Here is a 26,853-nt window from a genome sequence, read left to right on the forward strand (position 1 = left end):
TGCTCATGCCAGCTTTTAGCTAAAAAGCGAATATGCCTTAGTGTTATCCTTCAACGATCTTGAACAGGTTACAAAAGGACCTGGGCGCATATAAGTAAAAGAGAAGAGAGCATAAAGAGAGCATAGATAAGTTGCGCTGGTAAAAGCTGTTAAAAAATCGCTTTGAAGGGCAGGTGTCAGACAAAACAAAAAAGGGCGCCCGAAGGCGCCCTGATACTGTCAACTCTGATGCTTTCAACCCGTCTCTGCGATTAACGCAGCAGGGACATAACGCCCTGAGTGGTCTGGTTGGCCTGCGCCAGTACGGAGGTGCCGGCCTGCTGCAGAATCTGTGCCTTGGACATGTTGGAAACTTCGGTCGCGTAGTCGGCGTCCTTGATCTGGGACATGGCGGCAGACAGGTTGGTAGAGGTGGTAGCGTTGCCTTCTACCGTGGACTGCAGACGGTTCTGCTGAGCACCCAGGGTGCTGCGAGCACTGTCAACCTTGGCAAGAGCCGCGTCGATAGTGGCCAGCGGAGTAGCCGTAGGAGTAGCACCTGAAACTGTGAAGGTGGCGATATCAAGACCGCCCGCTGCTGTTGAAACGTTGACCATGCTCAAATCAATGGTCTGGCCGTCGTTGGCGCCAACCTGAATCTTGAGGGTGTTGTTACTGCCATCCAGCAGATTCTTGCCGTTGAACTGAGTCTGCTCGGAAACACGCTGAATTTCTGAAAGACGCTGACCGATTTCATCCTGAATAGAGGTCTTGTCGGTAGCGGTCAGGGTGCCGTTCTGTGACTGTACGGTCAGTTCACGAATACGCTGCAGGTTGTCGGTGACCTGACCCAGAGCGCCTTCAGCGGTCTGTGCAGCAGAAATACCGTCGTTGGCGTTGCGGTTGGCCTGGTTCAGACCGGTGACCTGGGCGTTCATGCGGTTGGAGATGGCCAGACCGGCAGCATCATCCTTGGCGCTGTTGATGCGCGAACCGGAAGACAGCCGCTCGATGGCGGTATTCAGGGACTGCTGGGACTTGTTCAGGTTGTTCTGGGCATTGAGCGACAGAGCGTTTGTGTTGATGACCATTGCCATGTGTGCGATTTCCTATAGGTCTTTCTAAAAGGAAGCGACTCTGTGAGCCGGTTTTCGCGGCATCTGCCGCCCGATGCAATTATCGTTACTGCGTTGGGCGCCTCAGGAAGTGTTTCCCTGTCGAAGTGGTTACAGCCCTTGAGCCACTTATCGTTGCACGCTGTGTTGTTGGTTCACCGTGCTTGCAAACTCATTAACGACGCGACAGGGAAACGCTTTAGTTGAAAATGCATGTTCCTGGAAAAAATCGGCTTTTATTCCTTCCCGCTGTCGCTATATGTTTGATATTTAATCAATATTAAAAGCCAAGCTTTGGCGACTTTTTTGTCTTGGGCTGGAAAGGGTATTCACCAGCCGTTCAAACGGCCACGAAATGAATGTTTAAAAACCGGTAAGCGCTGCGTTGGTGTTAGAGAGGGCCGCATCGCAGTGGAAGGGGTAATGGCGGCTCCCGCTAATGTGGTTTACCCGGCTCGGTTGTTTGATGGCTTGCCTGGAAGAAAATCATGGGTGGCCGTTACCATGCCCGAACGCGATAGGGCGTACCTTTCTATCGACTCTGTGATCGAGCGTATGGAATGGATGGGCAATTCAGCAGATCAAAGCGCGCCGTTTGAAAGATCATCCAAAACGTTGTGGTCGGTCACGTTCAGCCAATAAGCCGCGTGCTAACGGCGATGACGAGCAAGGAACCACGTCGGAAGGGGGGTCAGCGCTGGCGTTTACCGCCAATCCCTAAAGAAAGCCGTACTTTTTGTGGCTCTTTTCCCATTCGTTTTGGCACTTGTCTGTCAATAATGTGTTCACAAGACAGGCTGGGCGCATCGTGTGCCCCCTCATCAAACGGATTTCAGGATATGGGCATGTATACGGCTCAAGGCAGGATCGATCAGAGGCAGCTGCTGGACGACTATATGCCGCTGGTTCGACGTCAGGCACTTTCGATGCAGGTTCGTCTCCCGGCCAGTGTGGAACTCGATGATCTGATACAGGCGGGCATGCTGGGGCTTTTGGATGCCTTCAAGCGCTTCGATGCCGATCAGGGGGCCACGTTTTCGACCTACGCGTCACAGCGTGTGCGTGGGGCCATGATCGATGAGCTGCGCTCGCGTGACTGGCTGCCGCGCAGCGTTCGCCGCAGTGCCCGTGATATCGACCGGGCGATCTGGAAGCTTGAGCAGCGCGACGGGCGCGCGCCGAGCGAGCGTGAAGTCGCCTCGGAGCTGGGCATCGAGCTGCGCGAGTATCAGCAGGTACTCAGCGATACCAACAACGGCTTTTTGATGACCTATGAAGATTCCAACACTGACGAGACGGAAGCCTCGCGTCTGTCAGAGCATGTCGAGACATCCCTTGATCCTCACGATGTCTGGATTGCCGGCGCCGAACGCCATGAAATGATGGCGGCCATCGAGGCCCTGCCCGAGCGCGAAAAGCTGATGATGGCGCTCTATTACCAGGAAGAGCTCAATCTCAAGGAGATTGGGGCGGTCATGGGCGTTAGCGAGTCGCGTGTATGCCAGCTTCATGGTCAGGCGGTCGCAAGGCTTCGTGCGGCACTGGTATCAAGCAACGAATGATCTGTTGATTCGACGCTGTCAAGCAGTCTGTTTTGTTCCGGGCGCCCTTTGGGCGCCTTTTTTGTTGGTATGGCAGGCAGATATGGCTTGTGAGTATGAGGAGGGTCTCATAAATAAAACGTCCTGCTTTCCAACGGTCAATATAATTTTACGTTCTATTACACAAGGCTCGTTTCAGACAAGAATTGGAACAATCGAGTGGTTTATTAACGATTACCTTCTGAAACATTTCATTGCCATCAATGGGTTGCAGCTTTCCAAAGTGCGTATGATCAAAGAATGGGTATGTCATCGATGTGCCTTTTTGTGTTCACACTATTGTCATGCATACGGCTGTGACGACTTGATGGGGTCTGTGGCGGGATGCTGAAAAAGTCTGGATGAACAGGGCCTGATTGCGCATGGGTACCAGTTTTCTAATGCTTGAATCGAAAGAAAGTACTATTAATTTAATTATAAAAACTATATTTAATTATATTTACTGGTCCCTGATAGTTTAGCTTTTAACTGCCCCGATAATGTATCAAAGCGCGATTTTAATAATCTTTGACAGTTTCATACTTTACTTGATCAGCCCTTCCCTTATTCTGCGTACAACTTTCAGCAAGTCAGCATAAGAAATACTGACGTTGTGCCGATAACAAGGCGTGTGTTTTCCCTTGCTATCGCAACAACCCGAAAACGCTACTTTCTGAAAAAGGTTACTGAACTGAAAGGTCTAACGCCGCGTCATGGCTTTGCTGCCTCCAACGCCGCCACCTTCAGTTCTTGAGATTGTGACGCATCGATGCGTCGCGCCGTATACCAAGCGCTATTGCCGAGGGAATGGATATGATGATGGACAGCAGAGAATTTGATGTCGCCGCAACTGAAGTCATTCTTCACGAGCACACCAACATTTTGATGCCCATGACGCTGGTCGCCCAGCAGGTTGGCCTTTCATGCTCGCATCTGCGACGCAAGTTTAAACAGTCCTTCGGGGTCACACCCACCGACTATCACGCTGCGATCCGTCTGGATCGGGCGGCCATGCTGTTGATCTATACTCGCAAGTCCATCATGGAAGTCGCGCTTGAGTGCGGTTATCAGGACCATGCGGCCTTCAGCCGTGTCTTTCGTCGCCATTTCGGCAGCTCGCCGCGCGGCTATCGTGAAAGCATGCGCATGGAGATTGCCACCAACGGTCTGGTACGGGATGACGCCACACCGGTCAACGTGATCGATCATGAAGAAGAGTACTTTCTGGTCATGCGCTCCTTTGGCGATGACAAGAACAGTGAAGAAAGCCTGCGTCAGATGCTGCTGTCGATGTGTCCGCAGCATGCCAAGGAATCCATCGTCGAGTCTGTCTGCTTTTATTATGACGACCCGAACATTACGCCGTCGCATCGCATGCGCAAGGATGTCGGTTATCGCATGACACGCCGTGCGACATGGAATCCGCCGCTGCCGCTGCGCTGGGTCACGGTACCGGCAGGACGTACCATGAGCGCCACACTCGGCAGCGAAAAGGATCGCGAGCAGTGCTTCAAGCACATGGCGATTCGCTGGGCGCAGGAGCACAACGAACAGATCCGTGTTGACCACTCTCGCGTCATCTATCATGAAGGCATGCGTGATGCCGGCATGAAGAGTCTGGAGTTGCGTGTCCCGCTTGATTGATTGCTGACCGCCAATACAGTTTAAACGCCCCGCACAGCGGGGCGTTTTTGTTACTCTATGTTGCCCGTCTCCAGAAACGCTTGAATCTGCAGGTTCAGCCAATCGCTGTCATTGGATAGCGTTAATTTACATACATACAGGAATGCATCTAAACTGGCGTCATTCTCCCCTCATTGTATGCTCTGAGAAGAGCGTCAGTTGATCACCTAATAACGACGGATATCATCCAGATGAATCAGAAGTTTGCCAGACGAGTCCAGGGATGGAGTCTGATTGGAGTCTTCGCGCTGTTGCTCGTCGCCTGTGGCGGTAACGATGACGAACAGGAGGAACAGCAACAGGAGTCACCGCCCAAACAGGCGCAGGTGCAAACGCTTGAGCCGTTTGATCTGGAGCTGGACAAGACCTATCCGGCCATGGTCCGCAGTGACCGCTCGGTCAATATTATCGCGCGCGTTGACGGCACGCTGGAGCAGCAGCATTACCGTGCCGGAGGCATCGTTGAAAAGGGCGATATCCTGTTCACGATTGAAAAGGATACCTATCAGGCGGCCGTGGCGCAGGCTCAGGCCGATCTGCAGAGCGCGCGTGCCAGTGCCAGCGAAGCGCAGCGCGACTATGAGCGCTACCAGCGTCTTTATCAGAATGGCTCGATCAGCCAGCAGCAGCGCGACCAGGCGCTCAGCCAGCGTGATACTTCCAAGGCCGCCGTCGCTCAGGCACAGGCTTCACTGGAAAGTACCCAGATCGATCTGAATTACACCGACGTCAAGGCACCCGTGGCCGGTCAGGTCAGTCTCAACGACGTCAATGTCGGCAATTATGTGGCACGCCAGACGCAACTGGCCGAGGTGACGCCGGTTGACCCGCTTGAGGTCCGATTCTCACTGCCTCAGTCGGATGCCTTCGCACTGCGTCGTCAGCGTCAGATGGATGACGCGCCCAATGTGAACGTTGAACTGGACTTTCCCTACGGCGATGACAGCGCAACGACAGATACCTCTCTTACAGGAGATCTGGACTTCCTTGGGGCTCGTGTCGATGAGTCTACCAGTACCGTACAGGCCCGCGCGGTGTTCGAAAACCCGCAGAATCTGTTCCTGCCCGGGCAGTTTGTCCGCGTCAAGCTTCGCAATCTGATGCGCTTTCATGTGCTGGCAGTCCCTGAGATTGCCGTAACAGAAGGGCTCAAGGGGCCGCAGGTCATGCTGGTCAATGACGACGGTGAGGCCCAGAGTCGCTTTATTACCATGGGTGAGCAGGCGCGTGGCTGGGTTATCGTGCCCGAAGGCCTTGAAAAGGGTGACCGGGTGGTTGTCAGCAACATCGGCAGCATTTCGGCCGGCGATAAAATCGATGCTCAGCCCTTCGATGGCAACGTGGACAGCGAACCGGACAATCCTTCCGGTCTGGATGCCAGCGGCGCCAACAAGTCAGCCGGTCAGGGGACGAGTGTCAGCGGTGAGACCGATCAGACCAGTGCCGATGAGCGCAGCTCCAATAGCAGTGACAACTAAGGGCGGTTCGAGTCGATGAACATATCGAGTTTTTTCATCAATCGGCCGATCTTTGCCACTGTCGTCTCGATCATTATTACGTTGATCGGCTTCATGTCGGTAAGGGGGCTGGCTGTTGAGCAGTACCCGCAGGTGGTGCCGCCTACCGTGTCGGTGTCGGCAAGTTATCCCGGTGCCAGTGCGCAGGTTCTTTCAGACACGGTGGCCTCGACGCTGACCGAGGAGATCAACGGCGTTCAGGACATGATTTATATCACGTCAACGAGCGCCGACAGCGGTCAGCTGAGCATGCAGGTCTATTTCCGGATCGGAACCGATCCGGACCAGGCCACTATCGATGTCAACAACCGTGTGCAGCGAGCGATTTCCCAGCTTCCCACCGAGGTTCAGAATCAAGGCGTGACGGTCGAGCAGCGCTCCAGCAGCGTACTGCTGTTTACGGCACTGTATTCGCCCAACGGTGAGTATGACCGGCTGTTTTTGAACAATTACGCCAACATCAACATCCTTGACGAGATTCGCCGACTGCCGGGCGTGGGTCAGGCCGAAGTGCTGGGTAATCAGGATTTTGCCATGCGTATCTGGCTCAATCCGGACAAGCTGGCCCAGTACGACCTGACGCCGGCAGAGGTCTCTTCTGCCATTCAGTCGCAGAATACGGTGGTATCGGCCGGCAAGCTCAATGGGGCGCCTCAGCGAAAGCCGGGGGCCTATACCTATACCGTTACCACCCAGGGGCGTCTGGAATCCGCTGAAGAGTTTCGCGATATCCTGCTGCGCACCAATGAGGATGGTTCCTCCCTGCGTCTGAGCGATGTGGCACGCGTCGAGCTTGGTTCCTCAAGCTATGGCGTCATCGGTCGCGTTAACGGCTCTCCGATCGCGCCGATTGCCATCTATCAGCAGCCGGGCGCCAATGCCCTTGATGTGGCCGCCGAGGTCAAGGCAACGCTTGCCGACATGAAGCAGCGGTTCCCGGAAGGGCTGGATTACGTCATTCCCTATGACACCACGCTCTTTATCGATGCCTCCATCGAGGCGGTCTCGCATACGTTTATTGAAGCGTTGTTGCTGGTCGCGGTCATCGTGTTCGTATTTCTGCAGAACTGGCGCTCGACACTGGTGGCCATGTCGGTGGTCCCCATCGCGGTGGTTGGCACCTTCGGGGGCATGTATCTGCTGGACTTCTCGATCAACCTGCTGTCGCTTTTCGGCATGATACTGGCGATCGGTATCGTGGTGGATGACGCCATCGTGGTGATTGAAAACGTCGAACGAATACTCGAGGAGGAGCCGGATACCTCACCATTGAACGCTGCCTTCAAGGCGATGAAGGAAGTTACCGGACCGGTACTGGCGACCTCCTTTATCATGGCGGCTGTCTTTATACCGGTGGCGTTCATCTCCGGCATGACCGGTCAGATGTATCGTCAGTTCGCCATCACCATCGCCATCTCGGTAGGCATCTCGGCACTGGTGGCGCTGTCGTTCACGCCGGCCATGGCGGCCATCTTCATCAAGCGACACGACACCGATAATGAGCCACGCTGGCTGAAGATCGTTAAAAAGCCATTCATCTGGTTCAACAAGGGCTTTGACAAGATCACCAGTGTGTTCATGGCCTGTGTCGGCTTTTTGATTCGTCACTTCTTCATCACGATGGCGATGTTTGCCGGCTGCTGCGTGCTGTCGTGGTGGCTTTACTCCCAGCTCCCTGAAGGGCTTATCCCTGCAACGGATCAGGGTGTGGTGCTGGCCTCGGTTTCCATGCCGACGGGGGCTTCCGTCGACCGCACCGATGAGTACATGCAGAAGCTGTCAAAGCAGATGGAAGAGGTGCCCGGCGTTGATTATGTGACGTCAATCCCCGGCTTTGACATCGTATCGGGGGCAGCCAATACCGCCCGCGGTACCATGTTCATCTCGATGAAGCCGTGGTCACAGCGTGATATCACTGCCGATGAACTGATCGGCACGATCATGCAAAAGGGGGCCGGCATTCCGGATGGTCAGGCGATGGCCTTCAATCTGCCGCCCATTATCGGTCTGTCGCCGACCGGTGGTCTCACGGGCTATCTGCAGTCGCTGAGCGGTGCTGATTCACAGCAGCTCTATCAGGCCTCGCTCAAGATCATGCAGGCGGCCAATGAGGACCCGGCCATTGCCCAGGCCTTTACGACGCTGGATACCTCGGTGCCCACGTATCATATCGAGGTGGATCGGGACAAGGCGCAGAGTCTGGGGGTCAATCTGAGTGATCTGAATACGACGCTTTCGAGTACGTTTGGTAGTTCCTTCGTGAACTTCTTTACCCGACAGAGTCGTAACTTCCAGGTTTACCTGCAGTCCGAAGACGAGTTTCGTCAGTCACCGGATGACCTGAATCGGGTTTATGTCCGCGGCGGTGATAATCAGCGCATTCCGCTGTCCACGCTGGTGACAATGACCCGTCAACAGGCGCCGACCACGCTTGATCGCTACAACGTTTACCCGGCTGCGCAGTTCCAGATCGGTGCCGCGCCCGGCTACAGTAACGGTCAGGCCATGGAGGCCGTCCAGCGCATCGTTAACGACGAGCTGGGCAGCGATTACTCGATGGGCTGGACCGGTGAGGCGTATCAGCAGGAAAACGCGGGCAACGCGGCTGTCATTGCCATCGTGTTCGGTATCGTGATGGTGTTTTTGATCCTGGCGGCGCAGTACGAGAGCTGGACACTGCCACTGGCGGTTATCGCCTCGGTACCCTTTGCCTTTCTGGGCGCGGTGCTGGCGGTCTGGCTTCGTGGCTTTGATACCAGTGTCTATCTGCAGGTCGGCATGCTGGTGGTCGTGGGGCTTGCGGCGAAAAACGCCATCCTGATCGTGGAATTTGCCCAGCAACAGCGATCCCAGGAGGGGTTGTCGATCGTGGAAGCCGCCAAGCATGCCGCGCAGCAGCGTTTCCGCCCGATCGTGATGACATCGCTTGCCTTTATCGGTGGCACACTGCCGCTGGCGCTGGCCAGCGGTGCCAGCGAGGCAAGCCGGCATCATATCGGTACGCCCGTGGTCGGTGGCATGATTACCATCACGATTCTTGCCAGTCTGTTTGTGCCGGCCACCTATGTGTACATCATGCAGGGGTCGCAGTGGGCCAGCCGCAAACTGGGCATCGGCCAGAAACAGGAAGAAGAGCAGGGCGGTACGGCTGCGGTATCTACCGGACGCTCGACGCACTCTTCCGAGGACGATAACCGCAGCTGACGGTTAGCGTTGTTCGGCAAAGGCCGCGCCCCCGGGTGCGGCCTTTTTTGTGTCTTGACTGACATGGTGCGTACGTAGACCAAAGTCATGACACGGCAATTGTGGTCCCGCAGTATCATGACAGCTGTATGGGGTCATGCCCCCTTGCGTACGCTCGTTGACCGGCTTTTCGGGTAATCGTGCGAGGGGCTTTTCGTGTTCTGGAGGCAATCGTCATGGCAACACTGACAACCCGGGTGCTGGATCAATACAACGGGATTGCGGTAGAGGGCATGGTGGTATCGCTTGAGGCGCATGATGATGAAGAGCCCATCATGACCCTTCACACCAATGCCGATGGGGCGCTTGAAGAAGTGCTGCTGCAGGAGGGCAGCGGTGGGCACTATCGCATCATCTATCACGTGCGCGATTATTTTCTGAGCCAGGGGGTGGACTGCCCGCTGCTTGACCAGGTGCCGGTCGAGCTGACGCTGTCACGCAACGCAAATGAAGTGATTGTATTGCTGGTCAGCCCCTGGGGCTACAGCGTGCATCGTGACAGCGGACGCTGCCACGATGGTGGGTCTCACGCCCGGCGCTGACGGGTTCCGACCTGCGACTTATTGAGCGTCAGCATTGTCCCGTGAGGCCATATCGATATCGCCTTCTTCGGTTTCCTGGTGCTCGGGAAGCACCAGATGCATGAGGATGGCCAGCAGTCCGCCCGTGGTAATGGAGGAAGACAGGACACTCTGTATAAGTGTTGGCAATCCGGAAAGTACTTCCGGCACCAGCTCGACACCCAGTCCGGCCCCCAGCGACAGCGCGATGATCATGACCCGTTTGCGGGTCATGCGCTGCTCGGCCAGCATTCGAATCCCCGATACGGCAATCAGCCCGAACATCAACGTGGTGGCGGCCCCCAGCACGGGTTGGGGGATGGATTGCAATACGGCCCCCATGGCCGGAATCAGCCCCAGAATGATCAAAATCCCCCCCACGAAAAGACCGATGTGTCGGCTGGCTACGCCGGTCAGGTGGATGATGCCCGTATTCTGGCTGAACGTGGTGTTGGGGAAGGTATTGAGCATGCCGGCAAGCAGGGAATTGAAACCATCTCCCAGTACGCCGCCGCGAATGCGTTTTTGATACTCCGGCCCGCTTGTCGGCATGTGTGACGCCCGAGAGGAGCCGGTCAGATCGCCCACCGTTTCGATGGCCGTGATGGCAAAAATGAACGCCACCGGAATAAAGGCCGCGACATCAAAGCCCAGCCCATAGCGCAGCGGTTGCGGCAGCTGAAAAAGCGGTGCCTGTGCCACGCTGGTAAAATCCAGACGCCCCAGCAGAGCTGCTGCAATGCAGCCTGCCAGAAGTCCGACAAAGACCGACCCCACGCGTAGCATCGGGTGGCGGCTGAGCTGACAGGTCAGTACCACACCGATCACGATCACCGCGAGCAGCAAATTGACAGGGCCCCCCGGGTTGTCGGCGCCATGACCGCCGGCAATATCGGTGACACCCACGCTGATCAGGCTCAACCCGATCAGCGTGACCACAACGCCGGTTACCGTTGGCGTGATCACGCGTTTGAGGTGGTGAAGCACACTGCCCAGAGCCATCTCGATCAGGCTGCCGGCCATGCAGATACCAAACAGAACGGCCAGTACTTCATGGTCGGAGGCGCCGCGCTCCCGGGCAATCAGGCCTGCCGAGATCAAGGCGGCCACGAAGGAAAAGCTGGTGCCCTGTACGCAAAGCAGCCCCGAGCCCAGCGGGCCCACACGCTGGGTCTGGATCAGGGTGCTGATGCCGGATACTAAAAGCGCCAGGCTGATGAGATAGGGCGCCTCGCTTTGCAGCCCCAGTGCACCGGTCACGATAATGGTTGGCGCAATAATGGCCACAAAGCAGGCCAGTACATGCTGAAAGGCCACCAGAGAGGCGGTGTGAAACGGCGGTCGGTCGCCGTGTCGAAAAATCAACTCATTGTCATGCATGAAAATTTCCGCGGAAGTCACGATTGGCGCGCAAGTGTGCCTGACCCCGGGCGGGTATGGCGACCGCTTCGGCCGCCGATGCATCATTTATTGTTGGCGGCGTAGCGCTTTTGGCCCATGACATAGGTCGCGCTGATGCAGCGCTCATCACCCAGAATCATCAGATTGAAAAGCCGCTCCATGAGCGTGGGGTCATGTCGATCCTTGCGCGCCAGCATCGGCGTTGCGCGGGGATCGATAACGGTGATGTCGGCTTCCATGCCGGGGGCCAGACTGCCGACGTGGCGATCGATATCGAGCACGCGGGCATTGCCCAGAGTATGAGCGTAAAAGGCCTGCCAGGGCGTCAGAGGCTGGCCCGAGAGCTGGCCGACCTTGTAGGCATCCTGCAAGGTCTGGAAGGGGCTGAAGCTGGTGCCGGCACCGATGTCGCTGGCAATGCCCACTCGAACCTCCTGCTCGCGTGCACTGCGCCAGTCAAAAAGCCCGCTGCCAAGAAACAGGTTCGAGCTCGGGCAGAAAGCGATGGCACCCCCGTCATCGGCCAGGCGCTGACGCACGTCGTTATCAATATGGATGCCATGGGCAAAAATGGCTCGCGGACGCACCAGCTGATAGTGCGAGTAGACATCCAGATAGTCACGCGCTTCCGGAAACAGCGAGGCCACCCAGTCCACTTCCTGGCGGTTTTCGGATAGATGCGTCTGCAGCACCATACCGGGATAGTCGCTCAAAAGGCGCCCGGTAGCCGCCAGCTGTTCCGGCGTCGAGGTGGGGGCAAAGCGCGGCGTAATGGCGTATTCCAATCGACCCCGCTCATGCCACTGCTCAATGAGCCGGCGGCTGTCGCGCACGCCGCCTTCGGGCGTGTCGCACAGTGCCTTCGGGGCATTGCGATCCATCATGACCTTGCCGCCCAGCATGCGCATGTTGCGCTCAAGAGCGGCACTGAACAAGGCGTCAACGGAGGCGGGATGGGTCGTGCAAAAGGCCAGCGCCGTGGTGACACCGTTGGCCAGCAGCTGCTCCAGAAAGGCCCTTGCGATCTCGTCGGCGTAGGCGCGGTCGCTGAAGCGACACTCTTCGGGAAAGGTATAGGTGTTGAGCCAGTCCAGCAGCTGGCGGCCGTAGGAGGCCGTGATATCAAGCTGGCTGTAATGAAGGTGCGGGTCGATAAAGCCCGGCATGATCAGCTGATCCGGCCAGTGCTCGACAGGGGTGCCTTCGGGGAGTGTTTCCAGAAGTGCCTGTGCCGGACCGCTTTGCAGGATGCGGCCATCCTGAACAAGCACCATGCCATCTTCGTGAAACGCCACGCTGTCTTCTCGAGGGGTATCATCCGTGCCCGGATCGTCATTGAAGTGCAGGGTCATGCCCCGGAGTGCGTGGAGTGTGCTCATCGTATGTCGCCCCTTTATATCTTGTTCGTAAAAATGGCGGCCCGGCTCGGGTGACGGCGGGAAAAAAGCCGTCTGTCACTGTGAGCCGTATGTCCTTTAACCGGCGCTATCGCTTGTATGACCGTAATGAAAAGCGTCCAGGGCTATTGGGAAAGGTACTTTCATTAATATTTATGCATCAAATGTTATCAACATATTTTCCTGATGTGCCGATAGGAACTCGACTATCAATCAGATGTTTCTGTCAGGGAATCCTATCATGCCGGCTCTGAATCGCAGCGTTAGATACAAACTTGTAGGCAATGTCGTCATGACAGCGCTGATCATGCTGGCCATCGGCGTTGCCGGAATATTGGGCATCAAGTCGGCCGATCGGAATCTTGAGTTTGTCTACGGCAATAATGTTGTGCCCATGCAGATTCTGGCCAACATCAGGGCGGGCCTTTATGCCTCGCGGGTTGACTTCATGCGGTTGCAGGTTGATGAAGATATATCGGCTTCAAGAGAGCTGCTTTCTCGCTACTCCAGTGATCATCGCGACAGGCTCAACCAGCTTTGGCAGACCTACACGGATGGCTTTATCGACTCTCCCGAAAAGCAGGCGCTTGAGGCCAGTATTACCCCGGCACTGGCCGCTTACTGGCAGAGCTATGATGGGTTCTTGCGCGGCATGGCCAGCGGCGTGTTCCCTTCTACAAGCGATATGGATCAGTTCCGCGATACGTTTCAAACCGTCGCCGGTGGTGTTGGCAGCATGCTGGGCTTTAACGTAACAGAAGCGCAAGGAGCCTATGTCGCCAGCAGCGAAAGCTCACAGGTATCCCTTGTATCGATCATCACAATTCTTGCGGTGGCTTTTGTGATCATGGCGGGAATCGCCTGGCTTTTGATTCGCGGCATCATGACACCGCTCAAGCGTGCCAGCGAGGTCTCTGAATCCATCGCTCAGGGCCATCTGGATAACCACATCGAGGTGAAAGGACACGACGAGTTTGCCAAACTGCTGCACAGTCTGAGTGCGATGCAAAAGCAGCTTTCCCATGTGGTCTACGACGTGCGCGTCAACGCCGAATCGGTGGGCTCGGCTTCCAGTCAGATCGCTTCGGGCAACGACGATCTGTCGCGTCGCACCCAGGAGCAGGCCGCAAGCCTTGAAGAGACGGCTGCTTCAATGGAAGAGATGACCTCAACCGTCAAGCAAAACGCCGACAATGCCGCACAGGCCAATCAGCTGGCACTCAACGTGCGTCAGCAGGCGCGTGACGGCAGTCAGGTCGTTGAGCAGACCACGCTTGCCATGAATGAGATCAGCACTTCGAGCCAGAAGATTGCCGAGATCGTCGGACTGATCGATTCGATCGCCTTTCAGACCAATCTGCTGGCGCTTAACGCCGCAGTTGAAGCCGCGCGCGCCGGCGAACAGGGCCGTGGCTTTGCGGTCGTGGCCAGTGAAGTTCGCACGCTATCGAGCCGCAGTGCCGACGCGGCTCGCGAGATCAAGACGCTGGTCAATGACAGCGTGAGCAAAGTGGCCAACGGCACCGAGCTGGTCAACCGTTCGGGCCAGACGCTGGGCGGCATCGTCGAAAGCATTAACAAGATGACCGATATCGTCGCCGAAATTGCCGCGGCCAGCCGTGAGCAGTCCACCGGTATCGATCAGGTCAATCAGGCGATCTCGCAGATGGACAGCGTTACCCAGCAAAACGCGGCGCTGGTAGAAGAAGCCGCGGCGGCCAGTCGCTCCATGGAGCACAGCGCACGCGTGCTGCGTGAACAGGTCGCGTTTTTCAAGGTGGGTCAGGAAAATCCGGTACGAATCTCTACGCCCACTGCGGTCACACGCTCGAATAGCGAATACAGCGATGTACCGCAGAGCGCGCTGAAAAGACCTGCCATGGTCGAGAAAAAGGCCGCCCCGATGCGCAAGAGCGAGCCCGAAACGGCCGATGAGTGGGCAACGTTCTAAACCGCCTGCGACCACGATAGTTGAACAGGGCCGCCCGCAAGGGCGGCCCTTATTTTTATCAAGGCGTATCAGCCAGACTTCAGAAGCCTGCTGTCTGGCCGTTATAAGACACACGCGGCCGTTCTGGTCGCCCCATCATGTCAGCTTGGGAGTGGTCAGCATGTTCGGCCTGAATCGCAGTGTGAAATATAAGCTTGTGGCCACCATGGTTATCATGGGAGTTTTCATGGTCATCATTGGCGCTGCCGGCATGTTTGGCATGCAGCGCAGCAACGATAGTCTGGAATCGGTGTACAAGACCAATGTACTGCCCATGCAGAATCTGGCAGGCATCAGAAAGAACATAAACTGGTCACGAATTGACTCCTTCAAGGCGCGTGCCGATAGAAGCCCCCAGACTGCTGCCACGCTTGTGAGCAACTATGAGCAGCAGTATAAAAACGAAACCGACCGCCTCTGGCAGACATATAGTACGTCTCAAATTTCCTCTCCGGAGGAGAAGGCTGTCGCCGACAGGCTGGGGCCCTTGCTGACGACCTACTGGACGCTGTATCAGCAGGTAGGGCGCGATATGAGTCAGGGCACTTTCGAACTGACACCTGCCATTCAGCAAACGCGTGAGAACTTTGAAAGCCTGTCGACAGAGCTTGAAAGTCTTCTGAGAATCAACGCCCAGCAATCCGAGCTTTCCTATAGCAATGCTCTGGCAGGTGCCTCAAGCTCCATGGGCGTGATTATTGCGGCCATCGTGCTGGCACTTGCTCTCATGACTGCCATCGCCTGGTTTTTGATTCGCGGCATCATGGCACCGCTCAAGCGTGCCAGCGAGGTCTCTGAGTCCATCGCTCAGGGCGAGCTGGACAATCATATCGAAGCGAAGGGGCGTGACGAGTTTGCCACCCTGCTGCACAGTCTGGGGGCGATGCAAAAACAGTTGGCGCATGTGGTCAACGATGTTCGCGTCAACGCTGAGTCGGTAGGTTCGGCTTCCAGTCAGATTGCTTCAGGTAACGACGATCTGTCGCGTCGTACCCAGGAGCAGGCCGCAAGCCTTGAAGAGACCGCCGCTTCGATGGAAGAGATGACCTCCACTGTCAAGCAAAACGCCGATAACGCCGCGCAGGCCAACCAGCTGGCACTCAACGTGCGTCAGCAGGCGCGTGACGGCAGCCAGGTTGTGGATCAGACCACTCAGGCCATGAGTGAAATCAGTACCTCGAGCCAGAAGATTGCCGAGATCGTCGGGTTGATCGACTCGATTGCCTTCCAGACCAATCTATTGGCCCTTAACGCTGCGGTAGAAGCGGCACGCGCCGGTGAACAGGGTCGTGGCTTTGCGGTCGTGGCCAGTGAAGTGCGCACGCTGTCGAGCCGCAGTGCCGAGGCCGCCCGCGAGATCAAGACACTGGTGGATGATAGCGTCAGCAAGGTGGCCAACGGTACCGAACTGGTGACCCGTTCGGGCCAGACGCTGGGCGGCATTGTCGAAAGCATTAACAAGATGACCGATATCGTGGCCGAAATCGCTGCGGCCAGCCGCGAACAGTCTACCGGTATCGATCAGGTCAACCAGGCCATCTCGCAGATGGACAGCGTCACCCAGCAAAACGCGGCGCTGGTAGAAGAAGCCGCGGCGGCCAGCCGCTCCATGGAACACAGTGCGCGCGTGCTGCGTGAACAGGTCGCGTTTTTCAAGGTGTCCGGTAGTGGCGCACGTGGGCAGGCTGTCGCACCGATGGCCAGCCGTGTGATGGAAAAGCCTGTTCATCACAAGCCATCATCTGCTCCGGCTGCAACACGCTCGCCGGCGCCCAAATCGAGCGCCGAGCTCAAAACGCCGGCAAAAGGCAAGAGCTACAAGGCGCCAGCGACGACCAGCGATGCCGATGAGTGGGAAACCTTCTAGGACCGTTGCTGACACCCGGTACAGGATAAGTGACTCAATGGGGTCGCCGCGCAAGCGGCGACCCCATTTTATAGAGCGATGCAAAGTGACAGGGTCCGGCGCCTGTCATCTCGAATCAAAAATGCTTCACCAGAGAAAGGTTACAACGACGTAGCACAGCCCGGTAATGACCAGTGTGCTGACCAGGTTCAGGAAAAGGCCCTTTCGTATCATGTCGGTGATGCGCAGCTGGCCGGAGGCAAACACGATGGCATTCGGGGGTGTGGCAATCGGCATCATGAAGGCGCAGGCCGCCGAGATGGTGGCAGGGACCAGAATCAGCAGCGGCGGCATCTCCAGGGAGACGGCGGTGGCGGCCAGCAACGGCAAAAAGGTTGCGGCAGTGGCCGTATTGGAGGTGATCTCTGTCAGAAACTTGATGATCAGGACAATGCAGCCGATCAAAAGGAGAGTGGGCAGCACGCTCAGGAGTGTCAGCTGTTCGGCAATCCACTCGGCCAGCCCCGTATCCTGAACAATGCCGGCCATGGCCAGACCGCCCCCGAACAGAATCAGCACATCCCAGGGCATCTTGCAGGCCACCTCCCATGTCATCAGCCGGCCCCCGGTTGTCCCGGAAGGTACCAGAAAGAGCAGCGTGCCGATCATGATGGCAATGGTTGTGTCGTCCAGCCAGCCAAGCCCCAGCGCATTGAGTTGAGGGCGTGTAATCCAGCCGATGGCTGCCAGCATGAAAATGATACCTACCCGCTTCTCGGCGCTACTGAGCGCCCCCAGCTTTTGCATCTCTTGCTTGAGAAGGTTTTGACCCTTTTCGGAATCTTCTTCTCCTGTCGAGATATCGCCACGTGTCAGCCACCACCAGGTGATGAGCATCATGACAATGGCAACCGGTAGACCCACGCTCATCCATTGAGCGAAACCGATCTGCATATCGGTCTGCGACGATAGATAGCCTGCCAGCAGCGCATTGGGGGGTGTGCCGATGAGCGTGGCCACACCGCCAATGCTGGCGGAGTAGGCGATGGCAAGCAGCAGGGCGGTGCCATAACGCCGCGTGCCTTCGCTGTCGGTATGGCCATGGAGGCTCATGACGGAGGTGGCAATGGGGAGCATCATGACAGCCGTGGCCGTATTGGACACCCACATGCTCAGAAAGCCGGTGGCCATCATGAATCCGGCGATCTGACGGCGAGGGTTTTGCCCCATGATCAGCATGATTCTGAGCGCAATGCGCTTGTGCAGATCCCAGCGCTGCATCGATAGCCCGAGAAGAAAGCCGCCCAGAAAAAGGAAAATAACGGGGTCGGCATAGGCCGGTACCGCATCATCAAGCTCAGCAATGCCAAGGGCCGGCGCCATGAATATCGGCAGCAGAGCCGTTATGGCCAACGGCAGGGCCTGTGTGGCCCACCAGGTGCCCATCAGCAACGCCAGTCCGGCGCAGCGCCAGGCTTCCTGCGACATGTCACCCGGGGAAGGCAGCAGCAGGGTTGCCACTACCCAGATCGGGCCTGCCCAGAGCCCGATTCGGGCACCCATGCCGGGAGGCTTTTCCTGCTTATCTTCGTTCATTGCGATCTCGTCGTTAGTAGTTATTCGACAAACGTAGTGCCTGATCGGGCTTTACTGTTGCATGAGGCAGGCGACTTTAGTCGAACGAAAGAGGCGGTTTCGCATGACGCCGGCGTTATAGAGGGGTCGGGGCGGAGTAGACGAGCTGGGTTCACAGGGGGCTAATGACTTATACTCGGGGCTGCCTTTCTGGCGTTACAGTGTATGACATCAATAACTTACAGGAATCATCATGACGCCTGGTCCCATAACAACGCTTTTTATTGCCATTGTGGTGCTGGTGATTGGCCAGCAGTGCGTCAAGCATGTGCGCTTTCTGCGTGAGTTCAATATACCGGTACCCGTGGTAGGAGGGCTGCTTGCCACGCTTGTCATTACGGTACTACGAGCCTTCGGCATCGAAATCAACTTCTTTGGCGGGCTTCAGGAGCCCTTCATGCTGGTCTTTTTCGCCTCGGTCGGTCTTTCCGCCAACTTTGGTCTGATTCGTGCCGGTGGTTCAAGGCTGCTGGTCTTTTTCGCGCTTGTGGTCGGGCTTTTGGTGCTGCAAAACATTGTGGGCGTCGGCATCGCAACGCTGTTTGGTCTGTCACCCGTGATGGGGCTGCTGGGCGGGTCGATCACCATGTCGGGTGGACATGGCACCGGTGCGGCATGGGCAGAGGTCTTTACCAATAACTACGGCGTGGAAAGCGCCATGGCACTGGCGATGGCAGCCGCAACCTTTGGTCTGGTATTTGGTTCTCTGATCGGCGGCCCGACGGCGTCATTTTTGATTCGCCGGGCTCAAAAAAGGGGGATGTCTCTTGAAAGCGACAATCAGGAAGATGTCGCCGACCTTACCGGCAAGGATGAGCGAACCGATGTCGGCAGCATGATTCGCGTGCTGTGCTGTCTCTTCGCGGGGCTTGTTGCGGGTACCTTTCTGCATGGCGTGCTTGAAGATACGCCCTTTAGCCTGCCGACATTTGTGTGGGTACTTTTCTCCTGCGTTCTCATCGGCAATTTCCTGCGCATCAGTCGTCTTTATCATGTCAATGATGATGCCAATAACACGGTCGGCAACGTGGCACTTTCCGTGTTTCTGGCACTGGCGCTGATGAATCTGAAACTGTGGGATCTCGCCAATCTGGCGCTGCCGATGCTGGTGATCCTGTTGGTGCAGGTCGCACTGGTCTTTTTTTACACCACCCAGGTCACCTTCAGGGTGATGGGCGGCGGCTACGACGCCGCGGTTCTGGTCGCGGGCAATTGCGGCTTTGCCATGGGAGCAACACCGACGGCCATTGCCAACATGCAGGCAGTTACCGAGCGATTCGGGCCTTCAAGGCTTGCCTTTATCATCGTACCGGTGGTCGGCGGATTCCTGATCGATATTGCCAATGCGTTGATCATCAAGGGCTTTTTGTTTTTTACCTGAGCTGTACCCTGATTGTCGCCGGGTTTCAGCCCGGCGGCAGCTCTCTGGCGCCTTCGATAAAGTCTTCCGGCTCGACCATCTGGAAGTACTCGCTACTGCGAACGGCCCATTGGAAATAGCGATCCCTGTCTGGCGCAAGCGATGGCTCAAACCCTTCCTTGCGTTTTTTTCTTCTGATCTGGCGTGGGCGATCACGTCTTGCAAGGTCGGTCATGGCATCCAGTAACAGTGCCTTGTGTCGTTGCGCTTCCCTGTCAAGACAAAACAGATAAGGGGTCGGCCGGTGGAAACATGGGGTTCGTAGTTCCGGCGAGGGCGTCCATGCCGGCTGAAAGGCGGGGCCGGGCGGATGAGTATCCCGGTAATGATTGGCATACAGTAAAACACGCGCTGGTCTAAAATGACTCTGTTGCAACGCTCTGGCAAGCGCCATTGCCGCTGCGCGATGGTCGCCATGGGGATCATATTCAGGATCTGTAACCAGTATGGTGGCAGGTTGCCAGTACTCGATCAGATACCCGAGATCCCTGATGATGTCATCACGGCCAAGAGACTCGGCACCGTCGCAGGGCAGAGACAGTGTGTTGAATCGACGCGCGTCATTGACCGGCAGGATCGGCTCGATTGATGCATTGTCATGCATGATTTCCCAGCCATGCCCATCGGGCACGCCCAGCACCGGGCAGTGCTCGAAGGCAACGCCGGAAAGAAGCGGCGTTGCGACACTGTTCCAGCTTCTCACCGTCCCTTTTCGTCGTCCGGCGGCTGTCAGGTCATCATCAAGCCCGACAATATACTGACGATCCAGTTTGCGAAGCAGTTCACCGGCCGAGAGCGTCACAATGCGAGTCTGCGATGCGTAAGCGCTATAAAGCCCGCCGGCGGCAATTTCGGCATCGTCCGGGTGTGGGGCGACAATCATGATGGGGCCATCATCAAGCGCTGGCCGAGAAGCGACCGTAACGCTTGCGTGCGTCCCCACAGGTTTGCAACCCCTGAATGAAAAGCTCAGCGGGCTTTCTACCTCTGTCCGGGCCAGCGCCAGGGTCAGCGCTGCTTTTTGATGTTGACGATGTATCGAAAACGACACTGTTCTCTGGCCGATGTGTACGGTCACAAAGGGCACGGTGCGCCACCAGCGATTGTGATTGATGTGAAATGTCAGCTGTAGTGTCAGCTGCTCTGAAGACGTCATCAACACTGATGGCAGGATCTGTGCCGTCGATGTAATTGCATGCAGGGGGATAGTGGTGTTTATGACGTTCATGGTAGTGATGTTGCGTGGTGGTTACTGCCGTGTCTATTGGTGGCCGACGCGATGTGGCAAACATGGCTGAACAGCTGATCCCCGTATTGCTGCAGATCGTTAAAATGTGCGGCATGTTCGATGGCGTGCCGGCGCATGACATTCAGGCGCTGTGTATCATTAGCCAGCATGCCAATGGTATCGGCCAGCCTTGAAGGATCAACGACGCCGGGCGTTCGCAGTTGATCCAGGTCGGGGTCGTAAACCAGCTCGGGAAGCTGGGCCATGATGTTGTTGTCATAATAACGTCTCGGATCGTTTTCGCAGGGCAGGGTAATACCACTGTGGCCTTCCCATATCGTTTCCGGCAGACCATCGATGCGACTTGCAATGACGGGGCATCCGGCCGCGCTGGCTTCCAGACTGGCCATGCCGAACGATTCTCGAATGGATGGAAACAGGGCAATATCCATCCTGCTGAAAAAATCCCGCGTATCCGCCACGAAGCCGTGAAAATGACAGGACGATGAAATGCCGAGCTTATCGGCCTGTTGTTCCAGCGTGGTGCGTTGTGAGCCATCGCCCGCAACATGCAGTTCTGCATTGATGCCACCCTGACGCAGCAGAGCCAGCGCGTGAAGAGTAATAGTCAAGCCCTTGATGGCTGTGAGTCTGCCGGCGAAGGCCAATCGTATTGCTCTGCCTTCGAGTGGCAGGTGATGCTCCGGTTTGGTGGTCAGGCTGTTGCGAAGCGGGTTGGCCACAACGGCAATGGATCTGTTTTCAATCCCCCATTTGAGTTCCAGCACGCGCCTGGCGGCATGCGAAACACAAATAAACCCCGCTGCATTGTTCAAAAAGCGTTGTCCTTCCTTGTCCACTTTATGGATCCAGCCAACGCCATGTTCGTAATGAATATAGGGTGAGGATTTTTTAAGGGCCGGGTTGTTACGCAAATTTGACCAGCTCAAAAAGATATCCGGCTCTGGAAGCTGACCCATGGTCTGGCGTAGACAGGTTCGTCTTATAAAGGAAGGGGTGGCAGGAACCCTGATGCCGTTCCAGCGCTTATAGTCGATGGTCAGAAGTGAATCAGGAAGCCTTCTGGCGACTTCCCGATGAATGGGAGCGCTACGAAGCAGAGCGCTTTGTGTCAGCCCGCGTCGTGCCCACACGTTACTCAACTCCGAAAAAAGCAGCTCGGCGCCGCCTGCACCCTTTAGACCGATATAGTGTGAAATATGCATAAGCATCTCTGGCACAAAAATTGCGAATCCATGCATTTCCGATACAGCCGGGTTGATGGAATTCGCGAAACTGAATATTATTTTAATTTCGGAAAATTTCTTAATCAATATTTAAGGTTTTATTGTCGCTATATTCAAAAACGATCACAAAAAAGGCCGCCTTCTATAGGCGGCCTTTGAGCTCCATACGGCACAGATCACCAGAGCAGTGACACCAGTGCGTATACCATCAGCGTAATGATCACCGTGCCGGCCAGGTTAAGAAACAACCCGGCGCGAATCATGGACTGGATCTTCATCTGTCCGGTTGCAAACACGATCGCATTAGGCGGTGTTGCCACGGGCATCATGAAGGCACAGCTTGCGGCGATGGCAGCCGGAACGGTAATCAGCAGCGGCGAGAGACCCAATGAGATGGCCAGTGCCCCCAGCAGTGGCAAAAAGGCCGCAGCAGTCGCCGTGTTGGAGGTGACCTCTGTCAGGAAAATGATGACCAGAACCACGATGGCGATCAGACCGACCAGCGGGAAAATCGAGAAAAGCGACAGCTGCTCGGCAATCCAGGAGGCAAGCCCGGAGCTCTGAATAATGCCTGCCAGTGCCAGTCCGCCTCCGAAAAGCAGCAAAACACCCCAGGGCAGTGACGCCGAGCTTTCCCAATCCATGAGCTTGTCTTTCTTGCTGCTCCCGGACGGCATCAGGAAAAGCCCAACGCCTACGGTCATGGCAATGGTTGTATCGCTGAGCCAGTCAAGGCCGAGGTTATTGAGCAGGGGTCGAAGAATCCAGGCGGCGGCTGCCAGCAAAAAAGCAATGCCGACCCGCTTTTCAGCAGAGCTCATGCTACCGAGTTTGCCAAGCTCCTCTTTCAGCAGGTTGTCACCGGCGTCGCTCTGCTCAAGATCGAAGCTCTGTCTTGTGAGCCACCACCAGGCCAGCAGCATCATGGCAATTGATACCGGCAGACCGACCACCATCCATTGTGCAAAGCCGATATCGATTCCCTGGTTATTGGAGAGATAGCCGGCCAGCAGAGCGTTGGGGGGGGTGCCGATCAGAGTGGCGACACCCCCGATGCTGGCGGAGTAGGCAATGGCCAGCAAAAGGGTTGTGGCATACCGGCGCACTTCAGCTTCATTGCTGGTGGAAATAAGGGCGATCACGGAAGTACCGATGGGCAGCATCATGATGGCCGTTGCCGTGTTGGAGACCCACATGCTGATAAACCCGGTTGCCAGCATGAAACCGCCAATCTGCCTTTTGGGGTCAGACCCCACGACAATGAGGGTTCGCAGTGCAATACGGCGATGGAGATCCCAGCGCTGCATGGCAAGGCCCAGCAGGAAACCGCCCAGAAAAAGGAAAATGATCGGGTCTGCATAGGCTGAGGTAACGTCTTTCAGACTGCCGATACCCATGGCAGGTGCGAGAATAATGGGAAGCAGGGAGGTCGCCGGGATCGGAATCGCCTCGGTTGACCACCAGGTGGCCATCAAAAGTGCAAGGCCGACACAGTGCCAGGCGCTGCCTGACATGCCGCCCGGTGCCGGCACGACAAGCACCATCACGATCCATGCCAGCCCCAGCCACAGACCAATGACAGGTGCCTTGCCTGAAGATGGCTTGTCGGTATCCGTCGTCGTATCAGGCATTATTTGTTCTCGGTAACAGGAGTTGAGTTAAAGTACAGCCAACCGATGGATCAGCATAAATCCTCGACTTTATTCATGTTTATAATGAAATATAAGACGATTGTATTTGCGCCTTTCGTCGACCATGAATGCTGGTGCACCTTTTCAGAACAGTATTCATTCAGCCGTTTTATTGATTCAGGATACAGGGGAAGGTAAATGATTCTTGTCACCGGCGGGGCAGGTTATATCGGGTCGCATACGGTCCTGGCACTGCTTGAAGCAGGCCAGGATGTTCTGGTGCTGGATAATTTCTGCAATGCCAGTCAGAAATCTCTGGACCGGGTCAATACGTTGACCGGCAGGGAAGCGCGCTGGGTAGAAGGCGACATTCGTGATGCGGCACTGCTGGATGACATCTTTGAGCACAATGATATCGATTCGGTCATTCATTTTGCCGGCCTCAAGGCCGTGGGTGAAAGCGTCCAGAAACCTCTTGCCTACTTCGATAACAACGTCAATGGCACGCTGGTGCTTTGTGAGGCCATGTCTCGCGCCGGCGTGAAAACGATCGTTTTCAGTTCTTCAGCTACCGTGTACGGCGATCCTGAATCGGTGCCCATCCGTGAAGACTTCCCTACCGCGGCCACCAATCCCTACGGCCGTTCCAAACTGATGGTCGAAGAAATCCTACGCGACCTTGTCGTAGCCGATCCGCAGTGGCGTATTTCCGTACTGCGTTATTTTAATCCGGTGGGCGCGCATGACAGCGGCATGATCGGTGAAGACCCCAATGGTATCCCCAACAATCTGGTGCCTTTTGTCAGTCAGGTGGCGATTGGTCGCCGAGAAGTGCTGTCCGTATTCGGCAACGATTACGATACCAGTGACGGTACCGGTGTTCGTGACTATATCCACGTCACGGATCTGGCGAAGGGGCATCTGATGGCCCTTGATTACCTGTCCCGCCATGATGGCGTTCATACTTTCAATCTTGGCACCGGCAAGGGGTACAGCGTGCTAGAAGTCGTGAAGGCCTTTGAAAAAGCCAGCGGCCGAGAGGTTGCTTATGAAATTCGCCCCCGTCGTGCCGGTGATATCGCTCGTTGTTACGCTGACCCGGCTCACGCCGAAAGAGTTCTCGGCTGGACTGCCGAGGCAGGCCTTGAGGAAATGATGGCGGATACCTGGCGCTGGCAGCAGAAAAATCCCGACGGTTACAGGGACTCAACATCTTCCTGAGTCGAGCATGAGTCGCAATCGGTACTTGTGGGACGACTGGCCCGGATAGTGCTTCATGATACCATGATGTGCGCAGTGCTCGGGCCGCATGAGCTTGAGCGCTGATTCAGGATCGCCATCGTGAACGTTAATTCTGCCAGTGAGGCACGTTCGCTGATATCGCTGTTTGAGTGCCTTTTGAATGACAGAACATGCAACACCGCTGGCGGCCATTGCCATCCGCCAGGTAGAAAAAAGCACAGGTGCCAGCCGGAATGCGCTTGAGCAAACGGCAGCGCTGATCACGCTGGGGTATCGGGTCGTGATTATTGCCGAGCGAGGCAATGCCGATCTGGTGGCGCGTGCAGGCGCTCGACTGGTCAGGACACGGCGCTGGCCTTTCAAGGGGGCCCGTCGACGCTTCTGGTTCAATCGCCGTGTCCAGGCATGGGCGCGGCGACATTCGCCAGATCTTTTGATAAGTCATGGTGATGTGGAAACGCCCGATGTGGTGTATCTGCATAACTGTGTGCATCTGGCCAGTCAGGCCATACACGGTTGTGCACTACCCGAGGATCATGAGGTCGCCGCCATTCATGATCATGTCCTCAAGGGGCAGCGTTTTCGTCGTGTCGCCGTCAACTCAAGGATGATGGGAAACGACCTGACGAGTCGTTACGGTATTGCCCCTGACAGGATCGATATCAGCTACCCGGGCTATGACCCTGAACAGTTTCATCCTCAGCGGGCCCGTATTAATAGAGAAGAGGTGCGCCAATCGCTGGGAGTAGCGCCCGGAGAGTTTTTAATAGGGGTAGTCACTTCCGGGAACTTCAAAAAGCGTAATGTGGACGGCTTTGTAAAGCTGGCATCGGAGCTGGACAGGCTGATGCCCAACCGCTGTCGCTTTCTTGTAGTCGGCAAGGATGACGCTTCTCCCTGGCAGAAAATGGCTGAAACCCTCGGCGTTGCCGAGCGGTTTGCCTGGCGCTCGACTGTCAATGAAGTCGAACGACTCTACGGTGCACTGGATATTTTCATGCTGCCTGCCCATATCGAAGAGTTCGGTCGTGTTGCGCTGGAAGCCATGGCGTGTGGTACGCCGATCATGCTTTCGTCCGAAGTCGGCTGTGCAGAACTTCTGGAGGATCGCTATCCTGAACTGGTTCTGGACGCCATGGACGTCAAAGGGTGGGCGCAAAGTGCGCGCAGGCTTCTTGAAGACAGCGCCGGGCGTAATGCGTTGAGCAGGGAGCTTTCGAGCCTGGCAGAAAACTATTCCCATGCGCGTCAGCAGGAAAAGCTGGTCGCTGCATTCAGGGCACTTGGCGCCGAATCCGGTACCGGATAGTGAATACCGTTTCTGGCTGGCGATATTATCAAGCCGGAGAATTGTTATGGTGCTAATGATCGAATTCACGTCAAGGGAGTATTGTTAATCGTGTCACAAGCCTGGGCGATCACGCTTTTATGCATGGCGCTTGTGATTGTTGGCGTGTTGCTGGCAATTATCTGGCGGATGTCTCGCGAACTGCGTCGACGCAAGCAGTTTCAGGAACAGGAGAAGGCGCAGGCCGAATACCAGTGTCTGTCCAATCTCAACGTAATAGGCCGGGCGATGCAGGAAGGTCAGATGGACCTGGCAGAGGGGTGTCTGCGCGCTCGGGTCATGATTGATATTCTCGATGCCGGCTGGTGGGAAGACAGCGAACTGGCTGTTATTGCGCAGGTGAGTGACGATACCTCTCATCTGCATACTCATCAGGCCCGCTCAACCCTGACGGCGCGCGAAAGAATGCAGGAAGATCGTCAGAGACTGGAAGTTGTCAGCAAACACGAAGTGGGTATTTTGCAGGCGGCTCGCAGACTGGTCGATCGGACAAACCACGTTGTAATACAGTAATGATCCATAGTTTCGAGAAGATTCATTTTTTTGAAGTTCGACGCAATTACCCTGAAATTTAATCAATGCAATAAACAGGGTTTGACTTTCACCGCTTTCAGTGCGAAAACAGTGTTCGAATACGTCACAATGGATTGCCAGTGACGCGTTTTTCATCATGGCATCGTGTGGTTGTTTCGAGAGACCAAAGCAGGGTGGTCACAAGCTGGCTCCAATGCTCTTGATATGCTTTTCTTTTCAATACAAGAAAAACTTTCTAGTGCTGTTGGCGTTGCCTA

The 26,853-nt window shown here is 56.1% G+C and carries 18 protein-coding genes; 11 read left to right on the forward strand and 7 right to left on the reverse strand.

Annotated features, from left to right (window positions below; translation table 11 throughout):
• Positions 1 to 251: 251 nt before the first annotated feature.
• Positions 252 to 1,076: a flagellin gene (locus tag ACS92L_RS04150; RefSeq protein ID WP_438767261.1), complete on the reverse strand. Its 825-nt coding sequence runs from the start codon at positions 1,074 to 1,076 to the stop codon at positions 252 to 254.
• A gap of 863 nt (positions 1,077 to 1,939) precedes the next feature.
• On the opposite strand from ACS92L_RS04150, the gene ACS92L_RS04155 reads away from it, so the two are divergent.
• The 5 genes from ACS92L_RS04155 to ACS92L_RS04175 all read left to right on the forward strand — a co-directional run bounded on the left by ACS92L_RS04155 (position 1,940) and on the right by ACS92L_RS04175 (position 9,659).
• Complete coding sequence (locus tag ACS92L_RS04155) at positions 1,940 to 2,656, forward strand: RNA polymerase sigma factor FliA (protein ID WP_438767262.1); 717 nt, start codon at positions 1,940 to 1,942, stop codon at positions 2,654 to 2,656.
• A gap of 831 nt (positions 2,657 to 3,487) precedes the next feature.
• The gene (locus ACS92L_RS04160) at positions 3,488 to 4,318 is read left to right on the forward strand and encodes a helix-turn-helix domain-containing protein (RefSeq protein WP_438767263.1); all 831 of its coding nucleotides are present in this window, start codon (positions 3,488 to 3,490) and stop codon (positions 4,316 to 4,318) included.
• A 230-nt stretch (positions 4,319 to 4,548) separates the two neighbouring features.
• Positions 4,549 to 5,835, forward strand: a complete 1,287-nt coding sequence (locus ACS92L_RS04165) for an efflux RND transporter periplasmic adaptor subunit (RefSeq protein WP_438767264.1) — start codon at positions 4,549 to 4,551, stop codon at positions 5,833 to 5,835.
• A 15-nt stretch (positions 5,836 to 5,850) separates the two neighbouring features.
• Positions 5,851 to 9,078 (forward strand): efflux RND transporter permease subunit, encoded by a 3,228-nt coding sequence (locus tag ACS92L_RS04170; protein WP_438767265.1) that lies wholly within the window; start codon positions 5,851 to 5,853, stop codon positions 9,076 to 9,078.
• Positions 9,079 to 9,293: 215 nt separating this feature from the next.
• Positions 9,294 to 9,659 (forward strand): hydroxyisourate hydrolase, encoded by a 366-nt coding sequence (locus ACS92L_RS04175; protein WP_438767266.1) that lies wholly within the window; start codon positions 9,294 to 9,296, stop codon positions 9,657 to 9,659.
• A gap of 18 nt (positions 9,660 to 9,677) precedes the next feature.
• Here the strand turns inward: ACS92L_RS04175 and ACS92L_RS04180 are convergent, their stop codons facing one another.
• Both ACS92L_RS04180 and guaD read right to left on the reverse strand, forming a co-directional pair.
• Entirely contained in the window at positions 9,678 to 11,057 is a 1,380-nt protein-coding gene (locus ACS92L_RS04180; RefSeq protein ID WP_438767267.1) for a uracil-xanthine permease family protein, read from the reverse strand.
• Between the two features lie 83 nt (positions 11,058 to 11,140).
• Positions 11,141 to 12,457 carry a guanine deaminase gene (gene guaD, locus ACS92L_RS04185; RefSeq protein ID WP_438767268.1) on the reverse strand — a complete coding sequence of 439 codons (1,317 nt, stop codon included), beginning with the start codon at positions 12,455 to 12,457 and terminating at the stop codon, positions 11,141 to 11,143.
• 310 nt (positions 12,458 to 12,767) lie between these two features.
• Here guaD and ACS92L_RS04190 point away from each other — a divergent pair, with 310 nt between their 5' ends.
• On the forward strand, positions 12,768 to 14,426 hold the full coding sequence (locus tag ACS92L_RS04190; protein ID WP_438767269.1) for a methyl-accepting chemotaxis protein: 1,659 nt from the start codon (positions 12,768 to 12,770) through the stop codon (positions 14,424 to 14,426).
• Positions 14,427 to 14,652: 226 nt separating this feature from the next.
• Positions 14,653 to 16,332 (forward strand): methyl-accepting chemotaxis protein, encoded by a 1,680-nt coding sequence (locus ACS92L_RS04195; RefSeq protein WP_438767270.1) that lies wholly within the window; start codon positions 14,653 to 14,655, stop codon positions 16,330 to 16,332.
• 126 nt (positions 16,333 to 16,458) lie between these two features.
• On the opposite strand, the gene ACS92L_RS04200 is transcribed toward ACS92L_RS04195, so the two are convergent.
• Positions 16,459 to 17,907 carry an SLC13 family permease gene (locus tag ACS92L_RS04200; protein WP_438767271.1) on the reverse strand — a complete coding sequence of 483 codons (1,449 nt, stop codon included), beginning with the start codon at positions 17,905 to 17,907 and terminating at the stop codon, positions 16,459 to 16,461.
• A gap of 232 nt (positions 17,908 to 18,139) precedes the next feature.
• Here ACS92L_RS04200 and gltS point away from each other — a divergent pair, with 232 nt between their 5' ends.
• A complete protein-coding gene (gltS, locus tag ACS92L_RS04205; protein WP_438767272.1) occupies positions 18,140 to 19,327 on the forward strand; it encodes a sodium/glutamate symporter in 1,188 nt (395 codons plus the stop codon).
• A 25-nt stretch (positions 19,328 to 19,352) separates the two neighbouring features.
• Here gltS and ACS92L_RS04210 read toward each other — a convergent pair whose 3' ends face one another.
• From ACS92L_RS04210 to ACS92L_RS04220, 3 genes are all read right to left on the reverse strand, one after another.
• The gene (locus ACS92L_RS04210; RefSeq protein ID WP_438767273.1) at positions 19,353 to 20,453 is read right to left on the reverse strand and encodes a PIG-L family deacetylase; all 1,101 of its coding nucleotides are present in this window, start codon (positions 20,451 to 20,453) and stop codon (positions 19,353 to 19,355) included.
• A gap of 137 nt (positions 20,454 to 20,590) precedes the next feature.
• Positions 20,591 to 21,820: a glycosyltransferase gene (locus ACS92L_RS04215; RefSeq protein WP_438767274.1), complete on the reverse strand. Its 1,230-nt coding sequence runs from the start codon at positions 21,818 to 21,820 to the stop codon at positions 20,591 to 20,593.
• Positions 21,821 to 22,017: 197 nt separating this feature from the next.
• Positions 22,018 to 23,472, reverse strand: a complete 1,455-nt coding sequence (locus tag ACS92L_RS04220; protein ID WP_438767275.1) for an SLC13 family permease — start codon at positions 23,470 to 23,472, stop codon at positions 22,018 to 22,020.
• Between the two features lie 198 nt (positions 23,473 to 23,670).
• On the opposite strand from ACS92L_RS04220, the gene galE reads away from it, so the two are divergent.
• The 3 genes from galE (at position 23,671) to ACS92L_RS04235 (ending at position 26,575) form a co-directional block, all read left to right on the forward strand.
• Positions 23,671 to 24,693: a UDP-glucose 4-epimerase GalE gene (gene galE, locus ACS92L_RS04225; RefSeq protein ID WP_438767276.1), complete on the forward strand. Its 1,023-nt coding sequence runs from the start codon at positions 23,671 to 23,673 to the stop codon at positions 24,691 to 24,693.
• Between the two features lie 181 nt (positions 24,694 to 24,874).
• Positions 24,875 to 26,023 (forward strand): glycosyltransferase family 4 protein, encoded by a 1,149-nt coding sequence (locus tag ACS92L_RS04230; RefSeq protein ID WP_438767277.1) that lies wholly within the window; start codon positions 24,875 to 24,877, stop codon positions 26,021 to 26,023.
• A 90-nt stretch (positions 26,024 to 26,113) separates the two neighbouring features.
• Complete coding sequence (locus ACS92L_RS04235; protein WP_438767278.1) at positions 26,114 to 26,575, forward strand: DUF2489 domain-containing protein; 462 nt, start codon at positions 26,114 to 26,116, stop codon at positions 26,573 to 26,575.
• Positions 26,576 to 26,853: the final 278 nt, after the last annotated feature.

Source organism: Kushneria halocnemicola, assembly GCF_965650455.1.
In the GTDB taxonomy this organism is placed as follows: Bacteria; Pseudomonadota; Gammaproteobacteria; order Pseudomonadales; family Halomonadaceae; genus Kushneria.